We start from the raw sequence: 24,522 nt of genomic DNA on the forward strand, positions 1-24,522 counted from the left end.
AATTCAACACAAAGCTTAATGGAACTTAATGCCTTAATGGTAAATTTTTAATTGTTTATTATTTGAACGCATCTAAAGCCGGCGAAGGTTTTCCGTCAGAAAGCCAAGCGCTTAATTGATAACCACTCCAGCTTTTTTCGCCTTCCGGTTCCCAGTAAATTACACCTAAACCTTTGTTATTTGGAACACTTTTAACTGCTTTTATAGTAGCTTCAAGCATTTCTTTAGTGTTTTGTACCAAAGTATAATCACCGCCAACTTCGACTACCATCACTTCCTTATTGTAACGCGAAGCCATATCTTTTAGATTATTTTCTAAATCTAAAATGGTGCTTTTGTAATCAGTTTTAATCCAATATGGATAATAGGACATTCCAATTACATCATATTTTACATTGTCTGCAGTCGCTTTGTCAAAAAACCATCTGAATTTTTCGCTCTTGTTTCCTTCGTCAAGATGTACGACCACTTTTATTTTTGAATCGATTGCTTTTGTCGCATCATAACCCTTATTTAGTAATTGTGCCAATTGTCCAAAATTGTCTGAACTTCCTTCTGGCCAAAGCATTCCACCCGGAATTTCATTTCCAACCTGAACCCATTCTGGAGTAACGCCAGCCTTTTTCAATAAAGTCAAAACATCAAAAGTGTGATTGTAAACATCGTTTAAAAGTTCAGCAAATGAATGTTTTGCCCAAGCGGCAGGTTTGTTTTGTTTTCCAGGATCAGCCCATGAATCGCTGTAATGAAAATCGATCATGATACGCATTCCCATTTTTTGAGCACGAACCGCCATCACAACTGTTTCTTCGGGACTGCAATGCCCGCTTGCTTTATCGTTATTCGGGTTTACCCAAACGCGAAGGCGAATCGTGTTGATGCCTCGATCTTTTAATAATTGCAGACAGTCTTTTTCTTTTCCGTCAGTATCATAAAATTTATAGCCCGTTGCTTCCATCTGTGGTAACCAGCCAACATCGGCTCCTTTTGCAAAACTTTTATCTTCAGATTTTGTTTCCTTGCTGTCTTTTGTTGTGGTGCACGAAGCAAAAACAGCAACAGCAAAAAGGCTTAATAGTACTTTGATCTTTTTCATAAATCTTAATTTATATTTTCAAATTTATAAACCGTTGTTTGCTGATATTCGTCTCCTTTTTTCAAAATTGAATTCGGGAAATGTTTTTGATTTGGCGCATCAGGAAAATTTTGCGTTTCAAAACAAATACCGCTTACGGCACTGTAATTTACGTTTTCTTTTCCTTTTAAAGTATCAAAACAGTTTCCGCCTACATATATATGTACACTTGGCTGATCTGTATAAACACTCATTTTTAATTTTGTTTTCGGACTATATAAAGTTGCTACAACATCTTTTGAAGGTTCAATTACAAAAGAATTGTCAATTGATCGCGGACAGTTTTTCGAAGTTCTGAAATCGAAATCATGACCAGAAACAGAAGTAAATTTTCCGGTTGGAATATTATCTGAATGCGTTTCTAAAAATTTATCTGAAACAATAGTCATTTCCTGATCTAAAACAGTCGATTCGTGACCATTTAAATTGAAATAACTGTGATGCGTTAAGTTTATAACCGTATCTTCAGTTGTTGTTCCTTTGTATTCCAGTTTTAATTCGTTTGCTTCTGTTAAAGTATATTTTAAATAAACCTGCAAAGCTCCCGGATAATTTTGGTCTAAATCTTCACTTAAAAGGCTAAAAGTAATAGATGGATTTTCTCCTGAAGTTGCATCAGAAACAGTCCATGCTTTTTTTCCGAAACCTTCATTTCCTCCGTGCAATGCATTTCCGTTGTTATTTCCGGCCAATTGAAATTCTTTTCCATTTAAAGAAAAGATTCCTTTATTGATTCTTCCCGCATAACGGCCAACAGTAGTTCCAAAATAAGGTGCGCTTGGTAAATTGTACGATCCTATATACGATTCTAAAGTATCAAAACCCAAAACCACATCAACCAGTTTTCCATCAACCGGAATTTTAATTGAAGTTACAGTTGCTCCGTAATTGATTAACTGCACTTTCATTCCGTTTTTGTTTGATAATTCAAAAGAAAGAATTTCTTGGTTATCAAGCGTTAAACCAAATGATTTATATGAAGAAGCATCTTGAAAATGCGATATATGTTTTATTTCCATGCTATTTTTAACAAAAGTGAAATTCAAAAGTAAAAACATTTTACACTTTTACATACCAGTACCTACCAGTTTTTTGTATATTGCGCCAAATTTCAATTTTTATGAATATTATCTCAATTCAAAACAATATTGGTCTGCCAAAATATAAGCAGATAATTCTTTCAATTGAAAAAGCGATTGATGAAGAAAAATTAGTCAAAGGCGACCGTCTTCCGTCGGTAAATAAAGTTTGCTTGGCTTTTTCTTTATCACGCGATACGGTTTTGCTGGCCTATGAAGAATTGAAAAAAAGAGGAATTATTTATGCCATTCCGGGCAAAGGCTATTACGTTAAAAGCGTTGAAACCACTATAAAACAAAAGGTTTTTTTACTTTTTGATGAATTGAATATTTTTAAAGAAGATATTTATAATTCGTTTTTACAGCACATTGGAAAAAATGTTCAAGTTGATATTTTCTTTCATCATTTTAATATTCAGGTTTTCCAAAAGCTCATAAACGACAGCAATGGCAATTACACGAAATATATTATTATGCCAACAAATTTGCTTGATACGGCCTCTTCGATAAAAACCCTACCAGTAAACGAAGTTATCATACTGGATCAGACGAATCCTGACTTAAGAGCGTATCCGGCGATTTACCAAAATCACGAAAAAGATATTTTTGATGGTTTATATAATGCCAAAGGAAGATTGAAAAATTACAAAAAACTGATTTTGATTTTCCCAGGATTTCGAGAACCGCTTGGTATGAAAATAGGTTTTGAATCTTTTTGTTCTGAGTATAAGTTTGAATATGAAATTATAAGCGAATTTACAGATCGGAAAATTGCTGTTGGCGATGTTTATATTATTCCAACCGATCGTGAGCTCGTTCATGTAATTGAAAATGCAAGAAAACAAAATTTGAAATTAGGAATTGATTTTGGAATTATCTCTTATAATGAAACGCGCTTAAAAAAGATTGTCGCAAACGGAATTACTACAATTTCAACTCATTTTGAAACCATGGGAAAAATTCTAGCTGAAATGGTTTTGAAAGGAAAAAAAGAACAAATCGAAAACAAATCGTCTTTGATAATGCGTAATTCGTTGTAAAAGACTTTGTCTACAATTATTTAAACGCATATAAACATAGCTTTTGTTTGCTTAAAAAAGGCGTTTCACTTGCATTAATAAACATAGAAATATTTCTTGGCTATGTGTTAAGAAACTAGTTTCTTTTTTTTATTCTTTAAGCTAAAAGAAAAAAAATCTATGTTTCTATGTGTTTAAATTAATTTTAAATAAAAGACAATTCTGTCTTTTCTGTGTTTTTAACTCAAACAATTTTCTTTTCGCTTGAGAAATCAACATCTTTTTAATTAAAAAAATAAGGAAACAATTTTTTGTTTTTGTGGAAATATTTTACATACATTTGTAAATGTAAATTTTACACTTATTATTTAATTTGTTTTATTGAAGAGAATACCTAGGAAGAAACTCGTCAAAAAGATAAAGCAAACTAGTTTTTAATTCATTCAAAAAAAAAGACAAATGAAATTTTTTATAGATACAGCAAATTTAAAAGATATTAAAGAAGCCAATGATTTAGGGGTTTTAGATGGTGTAACCACAAATCCGTCATTAATGGCAAAAGAAGGAATTACGGGAGCAAAGAATATTTTAGAGCATTACATAAAAATTTGTGAACTGGTAGAAGGCGACGTTAGTGCTGAGGTAATTTCAACTGATTTTGAAGGAATGATTGCCGAAGGCGAAAAATTAGCAGCATTGCATCCGCAGATTGTAGTTAAAATTCCGATGATAAAAGAAGGAGTAAAAGCGATTAGATATTTTGCCAACAAAGGAATCAGAACCAACTGTACTTTAGTTTTTTCTTCTGGACAGGCGTTATTGGCAGCAAAAGCGGGAGCAACTTATGTTTCGCCATTTATTGGACGTTTAGATGATATTTCGACAGACGGAATGAATTTAATTGAAGAAATCAGATTGATTTATGACAATTACGGATATGAAACTCAAATTCTTGCCGCTTCAGTTCGAAATGTAATGCACATTATTAATTGCGCAAAAATTGGATCTGATGTTATTACGGGACCATTGAGCGCAATTGAAGGTTTACTGAAACATCCGTTGACAGATATTGGTTTAGCAACTTTCCTTGCTGATTATCAAAAGGGAAATAGCTAAAAGTTTTTTTTCTCGCAGATTCTGCAGATTTAGCTGATTCCAAGGTTAAAAAATCCCCTAAATCTGCAAGATCTGCGAGAGATTATTTTCTAAAAAAAGATTAATTAGTTAGTTTTTTAATAAGTAGTTTTATTGAAGTAAAAACCCTGAAAGATTGTGGCTTTCAGGGTTTTGTTTTTTAATTTAATGTTTCTCGCAGATTTAGCAGATTTAAGAGATTTCAACGTTGAGAGAAAATCTGTCGAATCTGCTAAATCTGCGGGAAACAATTTTATAAGTTCAAGACAAAATCATTAAGTAATTTTTCCTCATATTTTTCTTTGTTGAAAGTGTACAAGTACGAACCTTTACGAGAAGATTGCATGTCTTTTTCATCCAATTTATTCAGAATTTCTAATGAATTAATTTTACTGATGAAGTTTCGTTTGTCTAATTCTTTGCTCAAAATTGCCTCATACAATTCTAATAACTGCCTCATAGTGAATTTCTCTGGAAGCAATTCGAATCCAATTGGTTTTATAGAAGTTCTGTAACGAAGTCTTCTTATAGCGTGTTCAACCATTTCATTATGGTCAAAAATCAAATTTGGCGCATCGGTAATACTAAACCATTGTGCATGATAATTTTTGATCAGTTCGGCATTATGATTTTCGATATTAATCAAAGCATAATAAGAAACCGAAATGGTTCTTTCGACAGGATCACGATCAATTTCAGAGTACGCATAAAGCTGCTCCATATAAATATCGTTTAAACCTGTGTATGTATTTAAAATTCGTATCGCGGCATTATCTAGTACTTCATCACGCTTTAAAAAACCTCCAATTAAAGACCATTTGCCCTTTTCTGGCTCAAAGTCCCTTTTAATTAAAAGTATTTTTAAACCCTGATTGTCGAAACCAAAAATGATACAATCTACTGCTAATAACGCTTTATCAGCAGAGCTATAACTGTTTAGCATAATTAATATTTTGTGGTAAATATATAAACTTCCTAATACGTTTCATAATTTATTAATGTAGATTTTACACTTAAAACAAAAAAATATCAAAAAGAGAAGTTAAAATAAAACTGCATTTGGAAGCTTATTTTATCATTTTCAAACGTTTTCGAAACAAAAATAAGTCGAATTTTTACAATTTGAGGCAATTTAGAATGAAAAAGAATCTCGATAAACAAGATTTTTTTTACAAATAAAATATTTTTTCGACTGCAAATAATTCTAAAACAGCCTATTTACAAAATTTTTTCTGAGGTCAATTTTTTGCTTAAAAAGTGGCTTTTTTATAAAAAGTGTAAATTTTACACAAATAACGCTTTAAAAAGATCTTTTTTTTGAAAAAAATATCAATTTATTAATGTGAATTTCACACTTAATTTATGATATGTATTTTTTTTCAGCTGTTTTTTTGGGATATTAATTTGTTTTTGAGTTTTTTTTTTAGTTAAATTTACAAATGTAAAATTAACACTTATAATTATACACTAACCAACTTAATTAAACCTTATGATAACAAACCAACGATTATTTTTTTATTGCAACTTTTTGTTGCCAAAAAAAGAATGGATTTTAGCATTAGTAATGCTGCTTTTTTCTGTTAATCAAATGTCGGCTCAAGGCAAAACGATTAACGGAGTTGTTACCTCGGCTCAGGATAAATTGCCTTTGCCGGGTGTTAATATTATGATTAAAGGAACCAAAACCGTTACAACAACTGGTTTTGATGGAGAGTATTCGATTAAAGCATCTGCTGGAGATGTTTTAGTTTTTTCATTTATAGGATTTCAAAACCAAGAAATCACAGTAGGAAATCAATCAAAAATTGACCTTGCATTAGGAGAAGACACAAATAAACTTAATGAAGTAGTAGTTGTAGGTTACGGTACACAAAAGAAAGCCGATCTTACCGGTTCAATTGGTGTAGTTGACATGGAAGCAGCTAAGAAAACTGTAACGTATGATCCTGCAAAAATGCTTCAGGGACAGGTTGCGGGTGTAACAGTACAATCATCTGGAGAACCTGGAGGATTTGTCAACGTTAAAATTAGAGGTATCAATTCGTTCACAAATAACAACCCTCTTTTTGTTATTGACGGAATGATCGTATCAAACCCAAATGACTTCGCGCCTGGAGATATCGAATCGATGCAGGTTTTAAAAGATGCATCTGCTGCCGCTATTTATGGTGTTCAAGGAGCAAACGGAGTTGTAATTATTACGACTAAAAAAGGTAAAAGCGGTAAATTAGACATTAAATATAAATCGCTTGTAGGTTTCCAAAATGTGGCTAGAAAATGGGACTTGACAGACAGAGTTGGATATCAAAAAATTACTACTGCTGCGGAGTTAAATGCTGGACTTGGAATTGCTCCAGGAAACAATCCGGCTAGTCCATCATACATTAATAATGTTGATACAAACTGGCAAAATGAGGCTTTCCAAACAGGTCTTGTAGAAAACCATTCGCTTACTTTTAGTGGTGGTGCTGAAACTTTAGGTTATAACTTAAATACCGATTATTTCAAAAACACTAGTTATTTGAATTCGCCTCAGGATTATGAAAGATTTTCAGCTAATTTGAATTTATACGGTAAAAAAGGGAAATTCAAATACGGTTCAAAAATTGGCTACACTAAATCGGATAAAGAAAACTTTAATGAATACAACGCTGGAGAATCGGCAATTGTTGATTTATTAGGAGCCATTCCAACAATGAAAGTTTACGATCCAAACAGACTTGGTGGATACGGTGGAACTGACAATTTAACGCAGAGAGCCATCTCGATGAACGTTATTGGTTATAATAACTTGATTACAAACAATGGACAAAGAAGCCGTTTTATTGGAGATCTTTGGGGAGAATTGGAAATCATTAAAGGTTTAAAATATAAACTAGACTTAAGTTATGACAGATTGGATTTTCAAAACAGAAAATTCATTCCGCCAAGTGATTTAGGATGGTATTATATCACAACAAATGACGAAGCTTCTTTAGATGTTGACAATGGAAATCAGCAAAGAACGTTCGTAAACAACTTATTGACTTACGAAATTACTTTAGACAAGCACAAAATTGATGCTTTAGGAGGTTGGATTCAAGAAAGAAATGATTACTACAGACATTGGTCAAGAGGTGTTGGGTATACTCCTGGCGAAATCAGCCAAATTCAATATGCTGATGCAACAAGTGCTGGTGAATACAAAAACACACTTACAAACATCTCTTTCTTAAGCCGTTTGAATTATTCTTATGATGACCGTTATTTTGTTACTGGAAACTTCAGACAAGATAAAACGTCTCTTTTCAGTGAAGACAATAATACAGCAAATTTCTACTCTTTTTCTGGAGCATGGAAATTAAGCAACGAGAAATTCATCCACTTGCCAGAATGGTTTAATACTATTAAAATTAGAGGAGGATATGGAGAATTAGGTAACAACACACTTGGAGTTTATGCTTATTCGCCAACAATCAATGCTTTTGCTGGATATGATTTCAACAATGCACTGGCACCTGGAACAACAGTTGTAAGTGCTATCGACCCAAATGTACACTGGGAAAAAACAGCCACTTCAAACGTTGCTGTTGAGCTTGGATTCTTAGATAATGATTTACAAATAACAGCTGAATACTATCAGAAAAAATCAACTGATTTATTGATTGGAGTTCCGTTGCCTTATTCAACTGGAGCATTCCCAGCAAGTATTACAACAAATGCTGGAGCGGTTAAAAATAGCGGTTTTGAGTTTACGGCTACTTACAACAACAATCACCACGAGTTTAAATACAATATTTCGGCAAACTTAGGAACTTTGAAAAATGAGGTATTGCAAATTGGTCTTGACGGAAATCCAATTTATGGTGCAGCTTCAAAAACAGAAGTTGGAAGATCAATTGGAGAACTTTATACGTATCAAGTTGCTGGAATTTTCCAAAACGCGGCTGATTTAGCTTCATCACCAACTCAAACTAATGCAGGTGTGGGAGATCTTAAATTCGCGGATTTGAATGGTGACGGCCAAATTACTGATGCCGATAGAAAGTTTATGGGAGTTGCAATTCCTAAATATAGCTACGGAATCAATTTTGGTGCAAACTACAAAAATTGGGATTTCTCAATGTTCTGGCAAGGTTCAGGAGGAAACAAAGTATTCAACGGATTGTATCGTAATTTAATGACGGAGCAATATGGAAATAGCCATGTTGATGCCTTGAATTACTGGACGCCAACGAATACAAATACAAATGTGCCTCGTCCTATTATTGGAGATCCAAACGGAAATGCAAGAGATTCTGACAGGTTTATTGAAAGCGGTGATTACATCAAATTACAGACATTGGAAATCGGTTATGAGCTTCCATTGCCAAAAGATTTGTTTATTCAAAAAGCGAAACTGTATGTGAATGGTCAAAATTTATGGATCATCAGCAAATACAGAGGTTACGATCCTGATTTTAATTACAATGACGGATTATTTTCTAGAGGATATGATGCTGGATCATTCCCAAATCCAAGAACAATTTCTTTGGGTGTTGAAGTAACTTTTTAAACTAGCTTAACCAATTAAAAACGTATTAAAATGAAATATAAAGTATTTAACTATATAACAGTTTTCTTTTCACTGGCTCTTGTAACTACAAGCTGTGTTGATAATGAAGACTTGCTTCAAGTGGACCCTAACGTTGAAACCGCAGGTTCATTTTGGAAAACAGATCAAGATGCTATTGAAGGAGTAAACGCTGCTTACGGAAGTTTGCTTACTGATGGTACGTATATGAGAAGTACACCTTTGCTTTTAGATTTAAAAGGAGATGATACACGAAGCAACAGCCCTTGGGGAGCAATGTATAACGTTGGACGTTTCAATTCAAATCCTACAGATCCTGCAATTTATGGCTGGGCTTTTGAAACGTATTATCAAGGAATTTATCGTGCCAATCAAGTTTTGACAAATGTTCCAGAAATACAATTTACAGATGCAGCTCTTAAAAACAGAATTTTAGGACAAGCATATTTTTTAAGAGGATTGTATTTATTTCATGCGGTAAACATGTTTAAAAATGTACCTCTTCCAACAGAAATAAAATTATACACACCACAAAAAACAGAAGCGGAAGGTTGGGCACAGGTTATTGCTGATTTTAAAGCTGCAGCCGAATTATTGCCAACATCATATGATGCCGTTACTGGAATCGATAAAGGTCAGAAAGGACGTGCTACAAAAGGAGCTGCTTTAGGATATTTAGGAAAAGCGTATTTGTTTACTAAAGATTTTGCAAACGCAAAAACGACTTTTAAACAAGTAATTGATTTAGGAGTTTATTCATTAGTTTCAAACTATCGTGACAACTTTACTACTGCTAATGAAAACAATTCTGAATCTCTTTTTGAAGTACAATTCAGCAGAGATGCAGGTGGAGTTGATTTAGGATGGGGCGGTGCACCAGCTTCTGGTTGGGGGAAAACTTCTGCCCGCGCTATTACTTATGCGCCAAGAGCTTTTGGATGGACAGACGTACAGCCAACATGGACACTGTTTAATGAATATCAGCAGGAAAAAACAAAAACAAATGCTGTTGATCCGCGTTTAGATGCTACTATTTTTTACAATAAACCAGGCGGTATGCAATTATACGGTAAAGATTTTGCGACTTTTTACGCAACAAGTCCAGCCGATTTAAATGATATCTTCTGCAGAAAATACCAAAACTCAGATGGTCAATTTGCTGATGAGTATGATTGGCGTTCAGGAATCAATGAGCGTTTGTTGAGATATGCTGATATTTTATTAATGTATGCTGAAACTTTAAACGAAACTGGAGATACTCCTGGAGCTTACACTTACATTCAAATGGTAAGAAACAGAGTTAACTTGCCAGATTTAGCAACAGCAAAACCAGGAATGAATCAAGCGCAGATGAGAGATCAAATTGGTCACGAAAGATTCTTAGAATTCCCTCTTGAAGGTCACCGTTTTGATGATATTCGTCGTTGGGGATGGCTTCAGGATGCTACAAAACTAGCTTGGTTAAAAACAAGAGATGTAGAATTCAATTCATATGCAGCAGGAAGAGAATTTTTCCCAATTCCGCAATTAGAAATGGATAACAATCCAGGAACGAAACAAAATGACAGTTATTAAAAAAGTTTTCAGTTTTCAGTTTCCAGTCACAGTCTCCACTGAGACCGAGACTGAAAACTGCGACTAAATATTATTTGAATTAGTTATACTTAATATCATGTGGAGGCTTCAAAATCTTCACATGATATTATAACATAAAAACATTATGAAAAAAGCACTTTTAATTACCTTTCTTATTACCCTTTGTAATCAGGTTAGTTTTGCCCAAAATCAAACCACAGTTGTTACCATAAAAAATAATGCTGATGCGCCAGTAATCAACAAAAACATTTACGGACATTTTGCAGAACACTTAGGACGCTGTATTTACGGCGGATTTTTTGTTGGAGATACTTCAAAAATACCAAACACAAATGGAGTAAGAAATGACATTATTGCTGCTTTAAAAGATTTGAAAATTCCGAATTTAAGATGGCCGGGCGGTTGTTTTGCCGACACATATCATTGGAAAGACGGAATTGGACCAAAAGAACAACGACCAACAATTGTAAACAAATGGTGGGGCGGTGTAACAGAAGACAACAGTTTTGGAACTCATGATTTCCTTAACATGTGCGAACTTCTAGGAGCTGAACCGTATTTGTCAGGAAATGTTGGAAGCGGAACTGTTCAGGAATTAGCAGACTGGGTTCAGTACACGAATTTTGGAGGCAAAAGTCCGATGAGTGATTTGCGTCAAAAAAATGGAAGAAAAGAACCTTGGAAAGTTAAATTCTGGGGAGTTGGTAATGAAGCTTGGGGATGCGGAGGAAATATGACAGCAGAATATTACGCTGGCGAATACAGAAAATTTGCAACATTCATGTCGGATTGGGAAAATACTGGCGGATTGACACGCATCGCGTCAGGTTCAAACAGTGCCGATTATAATTGGACAGAAGTTTTAATGAAAAATATTCCACTGAATATGTTAGGCGGTGTTGGAGTGCATCATTATGCTGTAATCGAATGGGCTAAAAAAGGTGATGACCGAGATTTTACAGAAGAAGGTTATTTCAAAACAATGAAATCGGCTTTAAAAATGGAAGAGCTTGTAACAAAGCATTCTGCTATAATGGACAAATACGATCCTCAGAAAAAAGTGGCCATGATGGTTGATGAATGGGGCGGCTGGTACGAAGTGGAAAAAGGAACAAATCCTGGATTTTTATATCAGCAAAATACAATGCGTGATGCAGTTTTAGCTGGAGCAACACTTAATATTTTCAATAACCATGCAGACAGAGTTAAAATGGCAAACTTGGCTCAATGTGTAAATGTTTTGCAAGCTGTAATCTTAACAGATAAAGCAAAAATGATTACTACGCCAACGTATCACGTAATGAAAATGTACAGCGTTCATCAAGATGCTAAATTATTGCCGGTAAGTTTTACTTCTCCAAATTATACTTTTAACGGAGAAACACTTCCTGCAGTTTCAGCAGCGGCTTCAAAAGATAAAAATGGAGCAGTTCATATTTCTTTAGTAAACGTTGATGCTAAAAACAAAAACAAAATAGAAATTTATGTAAATGAACTTGGTGTTAAAAATTTCACAGGAATAGTTTTAACATCGGCTAAATTACAAGATTACAATTCATTCGATACACCAAACAAAATTGTTCCAACAGTTTTTAAAGGTTTCGAAAACAAAAAAGGAAAACTTGAAATCACAATTCCTCCTTTCTCAGTTGTTGTTTTAGAAGGAAAATAAAAAAATATAAAGATGAAAAAATCAAATTCCATTCTAAAAATAGTGCCGTATATCGGATTGTTTTTAGGTGCGTTATTGGTGTTTGGCTGTTCGAGCGACAGTCCTGATACACCTGTAACTCCAGATCCGCCGGTAGTGGTTGATCCGCCAGTGGTTACGCCAGCTTTTCCGGGGCCAACTTATGCAGATAATTATACTTCAATTTCAAGTTGGGGAAGCAGATCGCAATGGAATTTGGCCAACGTGCACGATCCATCTGTGGAAAAATCTGGGGAATATTATTATATGTACCAAACGGATGCTTCTTATGGAAATGCGCATGAAGGCAACGGACATTTTTTCTACAGAAGATCAAAAGATTTAATCAATTGGGAATTCATCGGATCTTCGATGACTACAGCTCCGGCTTGGGTAAAAGATTCTTTGAACAACAAAAGAGCAAGAATGAATCCGGCACTTCCTCCAATCACAAATCCGAGTTATGGATATTGGGCGCCTTGCGTTCGAAAAGTTGGAAACAAATTCAGAATGTATTACAGCATTGTCGTTACAAATCCAATTACAGGAACTGATACGAATACTTCTTGGTCAGAACGCGCTTTTATTGGCTTGGCCGAAACCGATGATTTGGCTTCAAATAATTGGATTGACAAAGGAATGGTTGTTTGCTCTGAACCAGACGGCGTAAAAAGTTACGTTCGAAATGGTGGAAACGATTGGGATGCTTATTTTAAATTCAACGCCATCGACCCGAGTTTTATCCAGACTCCCGAAGGCGATCAGTATTTAATTTACGGTTCTTGGCATTCTGGAATCGCAGCTTTAAAACTGGATCCAGCAACAGGAAAACCAGCTAAATTAAAAACAATTGATGATTACGGAGTACGAATTGCAGGCCGTGGAAACGTAAGTACAAATCGTTGGCAAGCTCTCGAAGGTCCAGAAATTATCTACAATCCAGACACACAATATTATTATTTGTTTTTGGCTTATGATGAATTGTCAGTTGCGTACAATACTCGTGTAGCACGTTCAAAAAGCATTTTAGGCCCGTATTTAACGATCAGCGGAAGCAGTATTACAACTGGCGCTGAATGTTATCCAATGGTAACACATCCGTATCAATTTAAAAATCACACAGGCTGGGTTGGATTTGCGCATTGCGCTGTTTTTCAAAATCCAGATACAAAACAATGGTATTATGCTTCTCAGGCGCGTTTGCCTGAAGGTGTTGCAGGAATTGCAGTTTCAAACGCAGTAATGATGGGACATGTTCGCGCCATTCAATGGACAGAAGATGGCTGGCCGGTTGTTGAAGCAGAACGTTACGCAGGAGTTCCCGCAACTACAATTACTGATGCAAATTTCGTAGGAACTTGGGAACAAATTACGATGAATTACCAATACAAAACGATGCAGAAATCAGGAACAATTTACCTAACTGCCGATAAAAAAGTAAGCGGTGATGCAACGGGAACATGGTCATACGACAGCACTAAAAAAATCTTAACGGTAAACGGAGTAAAATGCAACGTTTCTGATTCGTGGGATTGGGAATTAACAACCAGAAAAGTAACCTTGAGTTATTCTGGATACACCGCTGCCGGATTGCCTGTTTGGGGTAAAAAGATTAATTAGAAAATAGAAAAATAGAAAAATAGAAAATTACAATTTTGAAAATTCTAAAATAAAAATCTGCTCAATCTGCGAGAGAAAAAATAAGCCAGGAATTGCACAAATTTCCACAAATTATAATTCGAGAAAATTTGTGCATCCCGATAGCTATCGGGAGTGGCAAAAAAACAAAACGATAATGAAGAATCTATTTACAAGCCTTTCCATTTTGCTTTTATCGCTAGCAGGAACGGCACAATCGGTAAAATTCAATAATCCAATTATCAAGGATCAATATACTGGTGATCCTGCAGCATTAGTTTACAAAGACAAAGTGTATTTATATGCCGGCCACGATGAAGCGCCAAATGATTTTAATTTTTATAAGATGAATGAATGGGTTGTGTATTCTTCTTCAGATATGAAAAAATGGGAATCGCATCCAGTGCCTTTAAAAGTGACGGATTTTAAATGGGCAAAAAGTGATGCGTGGGCTTCGCAGGTAATTGAAAGAAACGGAAAATTTTATTGGTTTGTAACGGTTGAACATGGTTCAGTTCACGGAAAAGCAATTGGAGTTGCAGTTTCCGATAGTCCGATCGGACCTTTTAAAGATGCTTTAGGAAAAGCCTTAATTACAAATGATATGACCAAATTTACCGATATAAGCTGGGATGATATCGATCCAACGGTTTATATCGATACTGATGGACAAGCTTATTTGTTTTGGGGAAATACCTCTTGTCATTATGCAAAATTAAAAGAGAATATGACGGAACTTGACGGACCAATTCAGCATATTGAATTACCGCATTTTACAGAAGCACCATGGATTCACAAACACAAAGATTGGTATTATTTATCATACGCTTATGAATTTCCCGAGAAAATCGCTTACGCCATGAGCAAATCAATAAATGGTCCGTGGGAATTCAAAGGAATTTTAAATGAATTGGCAGGAAACAGCAACACAAATCATCAGTCGATAATTGATTTTAAAGGACAGTCTTATTTTATCTATCACAACGGAGCTTCAATTCCACACGGAGGAAGTTTTAGAAGATCAGTTTGTGTAGACAAATTATTTTACAATAAAGACGGAACAATGAAACGAGTTGTAATGACATCTGAGGGAATTCAATAGTTAGTAATCAGTGTTCAGTTTTTAGTGATCAGTCACAGTCGCAGTTTTCAGTTTGGATTTAGGAACTGCTTATATGTTCTGATAAAGTTTTCAGTTAAGGTTTAAACTTAAATTTACTTATATCACTTATATGGTTTACAAAAATATAAAATATGCAATTTCAATTCTGATCTTTTTGATTGGCTTGGTTTCATTTGCGCAGGAAATAGTAGTTCACGATCCAGTTGTCATCAAACAAAAAGACACTTATTATTTGTATTGCACCGGAAATGGAATCAGTGTTTTCAGCTCAAAAGATTTAAAAAAGTGGGACAAACAGCCTCAGGTTTTCAAAGAAAAACCCGTTTGGGCAGATGGCGTTGCAACCGATTTTAAAAATCATATTTGGGCGCCGGATATTTCATTTCATAACAACATTTATTACCTGTATTATTCGGTTTCGGCTTTCGCCAAAAATACTTCGGCGATTGGCGTTGCGACCAATACAACTTTAGATCCAAACGATAAAAATTACAAATGGGTCGATCAGGGAATTGTAATTCAGTCACAACCAAACAGAGATATGTGGAATGCCATTGATCCGAATTTAATCTTCGATGAAAACAATACGCCTTGGCTTTCTTTCGGTTCTTTTTGGGAAGGATTAAAAATGGTAAAATTAAATCCCGATTTAAAATCGATTGCTCAGCCACAGGAATGGCACACGATTTCAAAAAGAAAAAGAACTTTTGAATTAGCTGATTCTGATCCTGGAGACGGCGCGCTCGAAGCTCCTTTTATCTTTAAGAAAAACGGTTATTATTATCAGTTTCTTTCTTGGGATTTGTGTTGTCGCGGAGAAAAAAGCACGTATAAAGTGGTGGTTGGAAGATCTAAAAATGTGACAGGTCCTTATGTGGATAAAGATGGAAAATTATTAATCGAAGGTGGCGGAAGCATCGTAGTTCAAGGCGATGAAAATTACTTTGGCGTAGGCCATAACAGCGCTTATACATTTGACGGTAAGGATTATATTTTTTACCACGCCTACGAAAAAAAGTCAAACGGAACGCCAAGATTAGTCGTTAAAGAAATACAATGGGATGCCAATTTATGGCCCGTTTTAAAATAGAATAAACTAATAAAATGAAAAAATTTACCTTTCCAATTATTACCATTTTTCTCTCGTTTCTAGTTTTTATTTCTTGTAAAGAAACTAAAAATAATGCGGTGCAAGCAAGTGATAAAACTTCAGTCCTAAAAGCAGGTTATCAAATCGAACCGGTTAATATTCAAAATGTAAAACTGAGCGATTCTTTTTGGTTGCCAATTATTAAAAGAGTGCAAGAAGTTACGATTGCTTATGCCATTCAAAAATGTAATGAAGAAGGCCGTTTTGAGAATTTCTTAATCGCAGGAAAACAAAAAACCGGAACAGTTAGAGGCGAAATGCCTTTTGATGATACCGATGTTTACAAAATTATTGAAGGCGCATCGAATACCTTAATTTCTGCTCCAAATCCGAAATTAGAAAAAGTTTTAGATTCTTTGATTGCCATTGTAAAAATTGGTCAGGAAGAAGATGGTTATTTAACAACTTGGCGAACAATAAATCCTGCAAAACCGCCAGCAACTTGGGTTCCAGTAATTGAAGGAAAACGTTGGGAATCATTGCAAATTAGCCACGAATGCTACAACGCCGGACATTTAATTGAAGCCGCAGTTGTGCATTATGAAGCGACTGGAAAAAGAAATTTCCTTGATATCGCCATCAAAAATGCCGATTTGTTTGTGAAAACGTTTGGCGATGGTCCGGGACAGGTAAAAGGAGTTCCGGGACATCAGATTATAGAAACGGGTTTGATCAAATTATATCAAATTACTGGAAAAGAAGATTATTTGAAATTAGCCAAATACTTTTTAGACAATCGTGGCAATCCAAACAATCATAAATTATACGGCGAATATGCTCAGGATCATATGCCAGTAATTCAGCAAAATGAAGTAGTGGGTCACGCTGTTCGTGCTGTATATATGTACGCAGGAATGACAGATATTGCTGCAATGACAAAAGACAAATCATATGAAAATGCCGTAAATAATTTATGGAATAATATGGTGAACAAAAAAATGTACATCACAGGTGGCATTGGATCAAGACACGACGGTGAAGCTTTTGGAACAAATTATGAGCTTCCAAATCTAACAGCTTATAATGAAACCTGCGCCGCAATTGGCGACGTCTACTGGAATCACAGATTACATAATTTATACGGAAAATCAGAATATTTTGATGTGATCGAAAGAACGATGTACAACGGATTAATTTCGGGAATTTCATTGACAGGAAAAGAATTTTTCTACCCAAATGCGCTTGAAGCCGATGGCGTTTATAAATCAAACAGAGGTTCTTGCACGCGTCAGGCTTGGTTTGACTGTTCTTGTTGCCCTACGAATTTGATTCGTTTTATTCCGTCAATTCCGGGGTTGATTTATTCAAAAACCAATAATGAATTATTTGTAAATTTATATGCCTCAAACAGTGCTTCTTTCAAATTAGGAAAAACAGATTTACAGATTTCGCAACAGACAGGATATCCTTGGAACGGAAAAGTGGCAATCGCAGTTAATCCAAAAAAAGAAAGCCAATTTACTATTAAACTTCGCGTTCCGGGCTGGGCTAGAAATGAGGTTCTGCCGGGGGATTTATACACTTATAAAAAAGCTTCGACTCAAAAAACTACTATTACTGTAAATGGTGAAGCTGTAGCAATGCAACCAGAAAATGGTTATTACAATGTGACAAGAACTTGGAAAAAAGGAGATAAAATCGCGCTTAATTTTCCAATGGAAGTTCAGGAAGTTCAAACCAATTCAAAAGTGGAAACCAACAAAAACAAAGTTTCTTTAGAATACGGTCCGATAGTTTATGCAGTTGAAGAAATCGACAACAAAAACAATTTTGATCAAATCAATGTTGCTTCTGGAGATAATTTCAAAGTAAAAAAAGAAGCGAATTTATTGAATGGCGTGAACGTGATTGAGAATTCAAAATTCAAAGCTATTCCATATTATTCATGGTCAAATCGTGGCGTAGGAAAAATGAAAGTTTGGTTGGATTATAAGAATTAGGACCCTATTCCTGCAAGGTTTCCAAAACCTTGTAGGTATTAAAAGTTCATAAAGTTTAAAAAATAGACCTACAAGGTTTTGGAAACCTTGCAGGAGAAAAAATAAAAACCCGTTTTATCCGCGTCATCCGCGCGCCATAAAACACATTTAAATAAATAAAAAATGAAGTCCAATTTAATTACAAAAATTACCCTTTGCGGTTTATTGCTGAGCGGCGTTTATGCATCGGCACAAAAAAATAATCTTCAAGTTGATGTTGCAAAAACAGTAACTAAAATTCAACCTACAATGTACGGAGTGTTTTTTGAAGATATCAATTTTGCTGCAGATGGCGGTTTGTATGCTGAAATGATCAAAAACAGATCTTTCGAATTCCAGTTTCCTTTAATGGGATGGAATCAGCCAAAAAGCGACCGTCATAAATTAAACACTGAATCAGGAATTGCAAATGTGATTCAGTATTCTCAAAAAGGAACAAATCATAATTATTGCCGTGTTACAATTAATGATGCAAATGGTTATCAATTAATTAATGAAGGATTCAGAGGGATGGGAATCAAGAAAGATTTGAAATACAATCTGACTTTAAAAGCTTCAAAAATTTCAGGGAATATTTCTAAAATTAAATTCCAATTTATTGACAAAAATAATAAAGTTTTAGGGGAAACTTCGGTTGTTCCGACATCAAATGATTGGTCCAATTATTCGGCTCAATTAACATCTTCAGCAACAGAAGCCAAAGCAAAATTAAAAATCACTTTTGAAGGAAATGGTGTAATTGATTTAGACAATATTTCATTGTTTCCAGAAGATACTTGGGCAGGAAGAAAAAACGGACTTCGTAAAGATTTAGTACAATTATTATACGATTTGAAACCAGGATTTTTGCGTTTTCCTGGGGGGTGTATTGTTGAAGGAAGAACTTTGGCAGAGCGTTACCAATGGAAAAAATCGGTAGGAAATGTTGAAGACAGAGAAACAGCAGTAAACCGTTGGAACATGGAATTTTCACACCGCCCAGCTCCAGATTATTTCCAGAGTTTTGGTCTAGGTTTCTTTGAATATTTTCAGCTTTCAGAAGATATTGGCGCTTCTCCGCTTCCAATTTTAAGCTGTGGAATGGCTTGCCAATTCAACACAGGAGAATTAGTTCCAATGGACCAAATCGATCCTTATGTTCAAGATGCGTTAGATTTAATTGAATTCGCAAATGGCGGATCAGAAACCGTTTGGGGAAAACTTAGAACCGATATGGGACATCCAAAACCATTCAACTTAAAATTCATCGGAGTTGGAAATGAGCAATGGGGACCAGATTATATTGAGCGTTTCAAAGTGTTTCAAAAAGCCATTAAAGCTAAATATCCAAACATCACAATCGTATCTGGAACAGGACCTTTCCCTGACGGCGATTTTTACGATTACGGCATGAAAGAACTTAAAAAATTAAACGCTGAAATTGTTGACGAACATTATTATAAAGATCCAGCTTGGTTTCGTAAAAATGTAACGCGTTACGACAATTATGACCGTAAGGGACCAAAGATTTTTGCAGGAGAATATGCAGCGCAAAGTGTTGCCATTGCAAGTCCAGAAAACAAAAACAACTGGGAATGTGCGTTCTCTGAAGCGGCTTTCATGACCGGAATGGAAAGAAATGCTGAGGTTGTTCAATTGACTTCTTATGCGCCATTATTGGCTCACGTTGAAGGCTGGCAATGGACACCAGACATGATTTGGTTCAATAATTTACAGTCATACGGAACGCCAAATTATTATGTTCAGAAATTATTTTCTAATAATAAAGGAACCGATTTAATCAACATTACAAAAGATGGAAAAGCAGTTACAGGCCAAAATGATTTGTTTGCATCGGCAGTAAAAGATGTGAATTCTAAAGAAGTGATTTTGAAAATTGTTAACGCAAATGCTGCTTCTCAAAATGTTTCAATTGATTTAAAAGGTGCAAAATTAGATTCAAAAGGAACGGCAATAGTTTTAAAAGGAGACGGAATAAACGACGAAAATTCTTTTGAAGCTCCAACTAAAATTAGTCCGAAAGAAAGCGAATTTAAAGTAAGCGGAAGTAAAGTTCAATATGATTTCCCTGCTTATTCAGTTACAGTTTTGAAAATTAAGATGAAATAATCGCAACAGAATAAATGTTAAACCAACATTTATTTTCTGTTTTCGTCATAATTGCTTGTTTTGATGCATTATTTGTAAAAATTCAAAGCTCAGTTTTTATTAAGTGTTTATTGTACACTTATAAATGAATTATAATTATATTTGTCATTATTAAAAATGAATTTCGAATGAAAAATTACGTTATAGGATTGGACTACGGAACAGATTCTGTTCGAGCGGTGCTTATCGATACTGAAAATGGGCAGGAATTAGCATCGAATGTTTCTCATTACAAAAGATGGAAAAACAAACAATATTGTGACGCATCTATAAATCAATTTCGTCAGCATCCTTTGGATCATATTGAAGGTCTGGAAATTACGATTCAAACTGTTATAAAAGAAAGCAAAGTTGATCCACAATTAGTTCGCGGAATTTGTATTGACACTACTGGATCTTCTCCAGTTCCGGTTACAAAAGAAGGAACACCATTAGCATTGACAAAAGGTTTTGAAGAAAACCCAAATGCGATGATGGTTTTATGGAAAGATCATACTTCTATTAATGAAGCAAACCAAATCAACGAACTGGCAGTAAGCTGGGGCGGAGAAGACGTTACAAAATATGTTGGAGGTATTTATTCATCAGAATGGTTTTGGGCAAAAATTCTTCACATTGCAAGACAAGACGAAGCGGTTCGAAATGCTGCACATACGTGGATGGAACACTGCGATTTAATGACGTATTTGTTAATTGAAGACAAAGACTTAAAAACATTTAAAAGAAGCCGTTGCGCTGCTGGTCATAAAGCGATGTGGCACACAGACTGGAACGGACTTCCTCCAGTTGAATTCTTAGAAAAATTACATCCGTATTTAGCGCAGCTTCGCGGTAATTTATATGATGAAACCTATACCTCCGATTTAGCAGCAGGAAATTTAAGCAAAGAATGGGCAGACCGTTTAGGACTTTCTACAGATACAGTTGTAGCTGTTGGAACTTTTGACGCACATTCTGGTGCTGTAGGAGCAAAAATTGGAGAAAACACTTTAGTTCGTGTTATGGGAACTTCAACTTGTGATATTCTAGTGGGTTCGTATGATGAAGTGGGAACAAAAACCGTTCGAGGAATCTGCGGACAAGTTGATGGTTCTGTAATACCAGGTTTTATTGGTTTAGAAGCAGGACAATCTGCTTTTGGAGATTTATTGGCTTGGTACAAAGAATTATTAATGTGGCCGACGGAACATTTATTAGGTTCTTCATCTGTTTTAAATGATGCTCAAAAAGAACAATTAAGAGAAGAATTCAGTGATAAATTAATTGTGGAATTGACAAAAGAAGCAGAGAAAATTCCAGTTTCAGAAAGTCTTCCAATTGCTTTAGACTGGATCAACGGACGTAGAACTCCAGATGCAAACCAAGAAGTAAAAAGTGCTATTTCGAATCTTTCATTAGGAACAAAAGCACCTCATATTTTCAAAGCTTTGGTAAACGCAATCTGTTTTGGAGCGAAGAAAATTGTAGATCGTTTTGAAGAAGAAGGTGTAAAAATTGACAGCGTTATCGGAATTGGCGGTGTTGCTCGTAAATCTCCTTTTATCATGCAGACATTGGCGAATGTTTTAAACAAGCCAATAAAAATTGCAGCTTCAGACCAAACACCAGCTTTAGGAGCAGCAATTTATGCAGCCGTTGCAGCAGGAATTTATCCAAACGTAATCGAAGCAAGTCAAAAAATTGGAAGTGATTTCGACGGAGAATATTTCCCTCAATTAGATAAAGTTGCGGCGTATAACAAACTGCTTATCGCTTACGAACAATTAAGTGTTTTTGCAGATCCAACCATTAAAATATCTCAAAATGAGTTCTCAGTATAAAGATTTAAAACAAGAATGTTATGAAGCCAATATGCAATTAAATGCATTGAATTTGGTTGTTTATACATTCGGAAATGTGAGTGCCGTTGATAGAAAAAATGGTGTTTTTGCCATTAAACCAAGCGGTGTTCCTTACGAAGATTTAAAACCGGAAGATATCGTTATTGTCGATTTTGATAATAATGTTATTGAAGGAACTATGCGTCCATCATCTGACACAAAAACGCATGCTTATCTATATAAAAACTGGCCAAATATTGGTGGTGTTGCGCACACTCACGCAACATATTCAGTTGCATGGGCACAATCGCAAAGAGATATTCCAATTTTCGGAACAACACATGCAGATCATTTAACAGCCGATATTCCGTGTGCACCCCCGATGGCAGATCATTTAATTGAAGGAAACTACGAACACAATACCGGAATCCAGATTTTGGATTGTTTCAAGGAAAAAAATCTTTCATATGAAGAAGTAGAAATGGTTTTAATTGGAAATCACGGTCCATTTGCTTGGGGAAAAAATGCTGCAAAAGCGGTTTACAACAGTAAAGTTTTGGAAGTTGTGGCAGAAATGGCGTACCTGACTTTACAAATAAATCCACATGCTCCAAGATTAAAAGATTCATTAATAAAGAAACATTACAACCGTAAACACGGAAAAGATTCGTATTACGGACAATAGAAATTTTGTTTCAAGTTTCAGGTTTTTTTGTTTCAAGTTGTTGGAGCGTAAAACCTGAAACTTGAAGCCTGAAACTAAAATAACAAAAAGATAGATAACAAAGATTTTCAGCATTTCAACAACTTGACTCGAGAGCTCTGCTCGAACAGGCGAAGCAAACTTGAAACAAAGAAAACTTGAAACAAAATAAAAAACATGATTGATATATCTCAAAAAGAAGTATGGTTTGTAGTAGGAAGCCAAGAATTATACGGTGAAGAAACACTTAGAAAAGTAGCAGAACATTCTCAGATAATTGCAAAGGGATTAGATGCTTCATCTTCAATACCCGTAAAAGTGGTTTATAAAGATGTGGTAAAATCGCCTTCGCAAATTTTAGATGTTTGTTTGGCTGCGAATTCAGAGAAAAACTGTATCGGAATTATTGCTTGGATGCACACTTTTTCACCAGCAAAAATGTGGATTGGCGGTTTGAGTATTTTGAAAAAACCATTATGTCATTTACATACACAATACAATGCTGAAATTCCGTGGGGATCTATCGACATGGATTTCATGAACTTGAATCAATCGGCTCACGGAGATCGTGAATTTGGTTTCATTATGTCAAGAATGCGTAAAAAACGTAAAGTTGTTGTGGGACATTGGGAAGACGAAAGAGTTCAGAAAAAATTAGGAATCTGGTCAAGAGTTGTTCTTGGATGGGATGAACTTCAAAATTTAAAAGTAGCTCGTATTGGAGACAATATGCGTGAAGTTGCTGTTACAGAAGGCGATAAAGTTGAGGCTCAAATTCGTTTTGGAGTTTCAGTAAACGGATTCGATTCTTCAGATGTTACAAAACATATTGAGAAAGTAACCGATAAACAATTAGCTGATTTATTAGCGGTTTACGAGTCTTCTTATACTTTAACTGATTCTTTAAAAGAAGGTGGCGCGCAAAGAAGTTCTTTAGCGGAAGCGGCAAAAATTGAATTAGGTTTAAGAGCTTTCCTTGAAGAAGGAGGTTTCGGCGCTTTTACAGATACATTTGAAAACCTTGGAGTTTGGAAACAATTACCAGGAATCGCAACACAAAGATTAATGGCTGATGGTTATGGTTTTGGTGGAGAAGGAGACTGGAAAACCGCTGCAATGGTAAGAGCTTTAAAAGTAATGAACATTGGTTTGGAAGGTGGAACTTCTTTCATGGAAGATTATACGTACCATTTCACGCCGCAAAAATCTTATGTTTTAGGATCTCACATGTTAGAAATTTGTCCATCAATTGCAGATGGAAAACCTTCTTGCGAAGTGCATCCCTTAGGAATTGGTGGAAAAGAAGATCCAGCTCGTTTGGTATTTAATTCGCCAGCTGGAGATGCAATCAATGTTTCTTTGGTTGATATGGGAACTCGTTTCCGTTTAATTGTAAACGAAGTTGAGGCAGTTAAACCAATGGCAGAATTACCAAAATTACCAGTTGCAAGAGTTTTATGGGATTGTAAACCAAACCTTGATATCGCAGCAACAGCTTGGATTCTTGCTGGAGGAGCGCATCACACGGTTTACAGCCAGTCGCTTACAACAGAATATATGGAAGATTTCGCTGATATCGCTGGAATTGAGTTATTAGTAATCGACGAGAAAACGACAGTAAGAGATTTCAAAGATAAAATCAATGCCAACGAAGCGTATTATCATTTGTTTCAACACGGACTTTAAAATAGTCAAAAGTCGAAAGTCATAAAGTCCGAAAGTTTTAGTTACTTTGAAGAAAAGACTTTATGACTTT

16 protein-coding genes are annotated in these 24,522 nt (G+C 35.2%); 13 read left to right on the plus strand and 3 right to left on the minus strand.

Going from position 1 to position 24,522, the window contains the following annotated elements:
• Positions 1-58: 58 nt before the first annotated feature.
• Together RB619_RS05235 and RB619_RS05240 are read right to left on the minus strand one after the other, a co-directional pair.
• Positions 59-1,096 (minus strand): glycosyl hydrolase 53 family protein, encoded by a 1,038-nt coding sequence (locus tag RB619_RS05235; protein WP_308095037.1) that lies wholly within the window; start codon positions 1,094-1,096, stop codon positions 59-61.
• A 5-nt stretch (positions 1,097-1,101) separates the two neighbouring features.
• On the minus strand, positions 1,102-2,154 hold the full coding sequence (locus tag RB619_RS05240; RefSeq protein WP_308095039.1) for an aldose epimerase family protein: 1,053 nt from the start codon (positions 2,152-2,154) through the stop codon (positions 1,102-1,104).
• Positions 2,155-2,255: 101 nt separating this feature from the next.
• Between RB619_RS05240 and RB619_RS05245 the strand changes: the two genes are divergently transcribed.
• Both RB619_RS05245 and fsa read left to right on the plus strand, forming a co-directional pair.
• The gene (locus RB619_RS05245) at positions 2,256-3,254 is read left to right on the plus strand and encodes a GntR family transcriptional regulator (RefSeq protein ID WP_308095041.1); all 999 of its coding nucleotides are present in this window, start codon (positions 2,256-2,258) and stop codon (positions 3,252-3,254) included.
• Between the two features lie 438 nt (positions 3,255-3,692).
• Entirely contained in the window at positions 3,693-4,349 is a 657-nt protein-coding gene (gene fsa / locus RB619_RS05250; protein ID WP_308095043.1) for a fructose-6-phosphate aldolase, read from the plus strand.
• 271 nt (positions 4,350-4,620) lie between these two features.
• Here fsa and RB619_RS05255 read toward each other — a convergent pair whose 3' ends face one another.
• Positions 4,621-5,310, minus strand: coding sequence for an NUDIX domain-containing protein (locus RB619_RS05255; RefSeq protein ID WP_133523625.1), 690 nt, complete (start codon positions 5,308-5,310; stop codon positions 4,621-4,623).
• Positions 5,311-5,856: 546 nt separating this feature from the next.
• Here RB619_RS05255 and RB619_RS05260 point away from each other — a divergent pair.
• The 11 genes from RB619_RS05260 (at position 5,857) to araA (ending at position 24,452) form a co-directional block, all read left to right on the plus strand.
• Entirely contained in the window at positions 5,857-8,901 is a 3,045-nt protein-coding gene (locus RB619_RS05260) for a TonB-dependent receptor (protein WP_308095046.1), read from the plus strand.
• 30 nt (positions 8,902-8,931) lie between these two features.
• Positions 8,932-10,494 carry a RagB/SusD family nutrient uptake outer membrane protein gene (locus RB619_RS05265; RefSeq protein ID WP_308095048.1) on the plus strand — a complete coding sequence of 521 codons (1,563 nt, stop codon included), beginning with the start codon at positions 8,932-8,934 and terminating at the stop codon, positions 10,492-10,494.
• A 145-nt stretch (positions 10,495-10,639) separates the two neighbouring features.
• Entirely contained in the window at positions 10,640-12,187 is a 1,548-nt protein-coding gene (locus RB619_RS05270; protein WP_308095049.1) for an alpha-L-arabinofuranosidase C-terminal domain-containing protein, read from the plus strand.
• Positions 12,188-12,199: 12 nt separating this feature from the next.
• Positions 12,200-13,825, plus strand: coding sequence for an arabinan endo-1,5-alpha-L-arabinosidase (locus tag RB619_RS05275; protein ID WP_308095051.1), 1,626 nt, complete (start codon positions 12,200-12,202; stop codon positions 13,823-13,825).
• Positions 13,826-14,000: 175 nt separating this feature from the next.
• A complete protein-coding gene (locus tag RB619_RS05280) occupies positions 14,001-14,945 on the plus strand; it encodes a glycoside hydrolase family 43 protein (RefSeq protein ID WP_308095053.1) in 945 nt (314 codons plus the stop codon).
• Positions 14,946-15,075: 130 nt separating this feature from the next.
• A complete protein-coding gene (locus tag RB619_RS05285; RefSeq protein WP_308095055.1) occupies positions 15,076-16,056 on the plus strand; it encodes an arabinan endo-1,5-alpha-L-arabinosidase in 981 nt (326 codons plus the stop codon).
• A 14-nt stretch (positions 16,057-16,070) separates the two neighbouring features.
• Positions 16,071-18,056 (plus strand): glycoside hydrolase family 127 protein, encoded by a 1,986-nt coding sequence (locus RB619_RS05290; RefSeq protein ID WP_308095057.1) that lies wholly within the window; start codon positions 16,071-16,073, stop codon positions 18,054-18,056.
• 162 nt (positions 18,057-18,218) lie between these two features.
• The gene (locus tag RB619_RS05295; protein WP_308095059.1) at positions 18,219-20,204 is read left to right on the plus strand and encodes an alpha-L-arabinofuranosidase C-terminal domain-containing protein; all 1,986 of its coding nucleotides are present in this window, start codon (positions 18,219-18,221) and stop codon (positions 20,202-20,204) included.
• A gap of 167 nt (positions 20,205-20,371) precedes the next feature.
• Positions 20,372-22,063, plus strand: a complete 1,692-nt coding sequence (locus RB619_RS05300) for a ribulokinase (RefSeq protein WP_308095061.1) — start codon at positions 20,372-20,374, stop codon at positions 22,061-22,063.
• Positions 22,047-22,748: an L-ribulose-5-phosphate 4-epimerase gene (locus tag RB619_RS05305; RefSeq protein ID WP_308095063.1), complete on the plus strand. Its 702-nt coding sequence runs from the start codon at positions 22,047-22,049 to the stop codon at positions 22,746-22,748. The genes RB619_RS05300 and RB619_RS05305 overlap by 17 nt, the downstream gene beginning before the upstream one ends.
• Before the next feature lie 195 nt (positions 22,749-22,943).
• A complete protein-coding gene (gene araA / locus RB619_RS05310; RefSeq protein ID WP_308095064.1) occupies positions 22,944-24,452 on the plus strand; it encodes an L-arabinose isomerase in 1,509 nt (502 codons plus the stop codon).
• Positions 24,453-24,522: the final 70 nt, after the last annotated feature.

It is taken from the genome of Flavobacterium sp. LHD-80 (assembly GCF_030929605.1).
In the GTDB taxonomy this organism is placed as follows: domain Bacteria; phylum Bacteroidota; class Bacteroidia; order Flavobacteriales; family Flavobacteriaceae; genus Flavobacterium.

What these genes read in the sequence shown, in the direction of transcription:
- RB619_RS05295 (WP_308095059.1), top strand. Translation starts at nt 18,219, where the DNA reads ATGAAGTCCAATTTAATTACAAAAATTACCCTTTGCGGTTTATTGCTG.
- fsa (WP_308095043.1), top strand. Translation starts at nt 3,693, where the DNA reads ATGAAATTTTTTATAGATACAGCAAATTTAAAAGATATTAAAGAAGCC.
- araA (WP_308095064.1), top strand. Translation starts at nt 22,944, where the DNA reads ATGATTGATATATCTCAAAAAGAAGTATGGTTTGTAGTAGGAAGCCAA.
- RB619_RS05285 (WP_308095055.1), top strand. Translation starts at nt 15,076, where the DNA reads ATGGTTTACAAAAATATAAAATATGCAATTTCAATTCTGATCTTTTTG.
- RB619_RS05255 (WP_133523625.1), bottom strand. Translation starts at nt 5,310, where the DNA reads ATGCTAAACAGTTATAGCTCTGCTGATAAAGCGTTATTAGCAGTAGAT.
- RB619_RS05235 (WP_308095037.1), bottom strand. Translation starts at nt 1,096, where the DNA reads ATGAAAAAGATCAAAGTACTATTAAGCCTTTTTGCTGTTGCTGTTTTT.
- RB619_RS05305 (WP_308095063.1), top strand. Translation starts at nt 22,047, where the DNA reads ATGAGTTCTCAGTATAAAGATTTAAAACAAGAATGTTATGAAGCCAAT.
- RB619_RS05245 (WP_308095041.1), top strand. Translation starts at nt 2,256, where the DNA reads ATGAATATTATCTCAATTCAAAACAATATTGGTCTGCCAAAATATAAG.
- RB619_RS05260 (WP_308095046.1), top strand. Translation starts at nt 5,857, where the DNA reads ATGATAACAAACCAACGATTATTTTTTTATTGCAACTTTTTGTTGCCA.
- RB619_RS05300 (WP_308095061.1), top strand. Translation starts at nt 20,372, where the DNA reads ATGAAAAATTACGTTATAGGATTGGACTACGGAACAGATTCTGTTCGA.
- RB619_RS05280 (WP_308095053.1), top strand. Translation starts at nt 14,001, where the DNA reads ATGAAGAATCTATTTACAAGCCTTTCCATTTTGCTTTTATCGCTAGCA.
- RB619_RS05270 (WP_308095049.1), top strand. Translation starts at nt 10,640, where the DNA reads ATGAAAAAAGCACTTTTAATTACCTTTCTTATTACCCTTTGTAATCAG.
- RB619_RS05290 (WP_308095057.1), top strand. Translation starts at nt 16,071, where the DNA reads ATGAAAAAATTTACCTTTCCAATTATTACCATTTTTCTCTCGTTTCTA.
- RB619_RS05275 (WP_308095051.1), top strand. Translation starts at nt 12,200, where the DNA reads ATGAAAAAATCAAATTCCATTCTAAAAATAGTGCCGTATATCGGATTG.
- RB619_RS05265 (WP_308095048.1), top strand. Translation starts at nt 8,932, where the DNA reads ATGAAATATAAAGTATTTAACTATATAACAGTTTTCTTTTCACTGGCT.
- RB619_RS05240 (WP_308095039.1), bottom strand. Translation starts at nt 2,154, where the DNA reads ATGGAAATAAAACATATATCGCATTTTCAAGATGCTTCTTCATATAAA.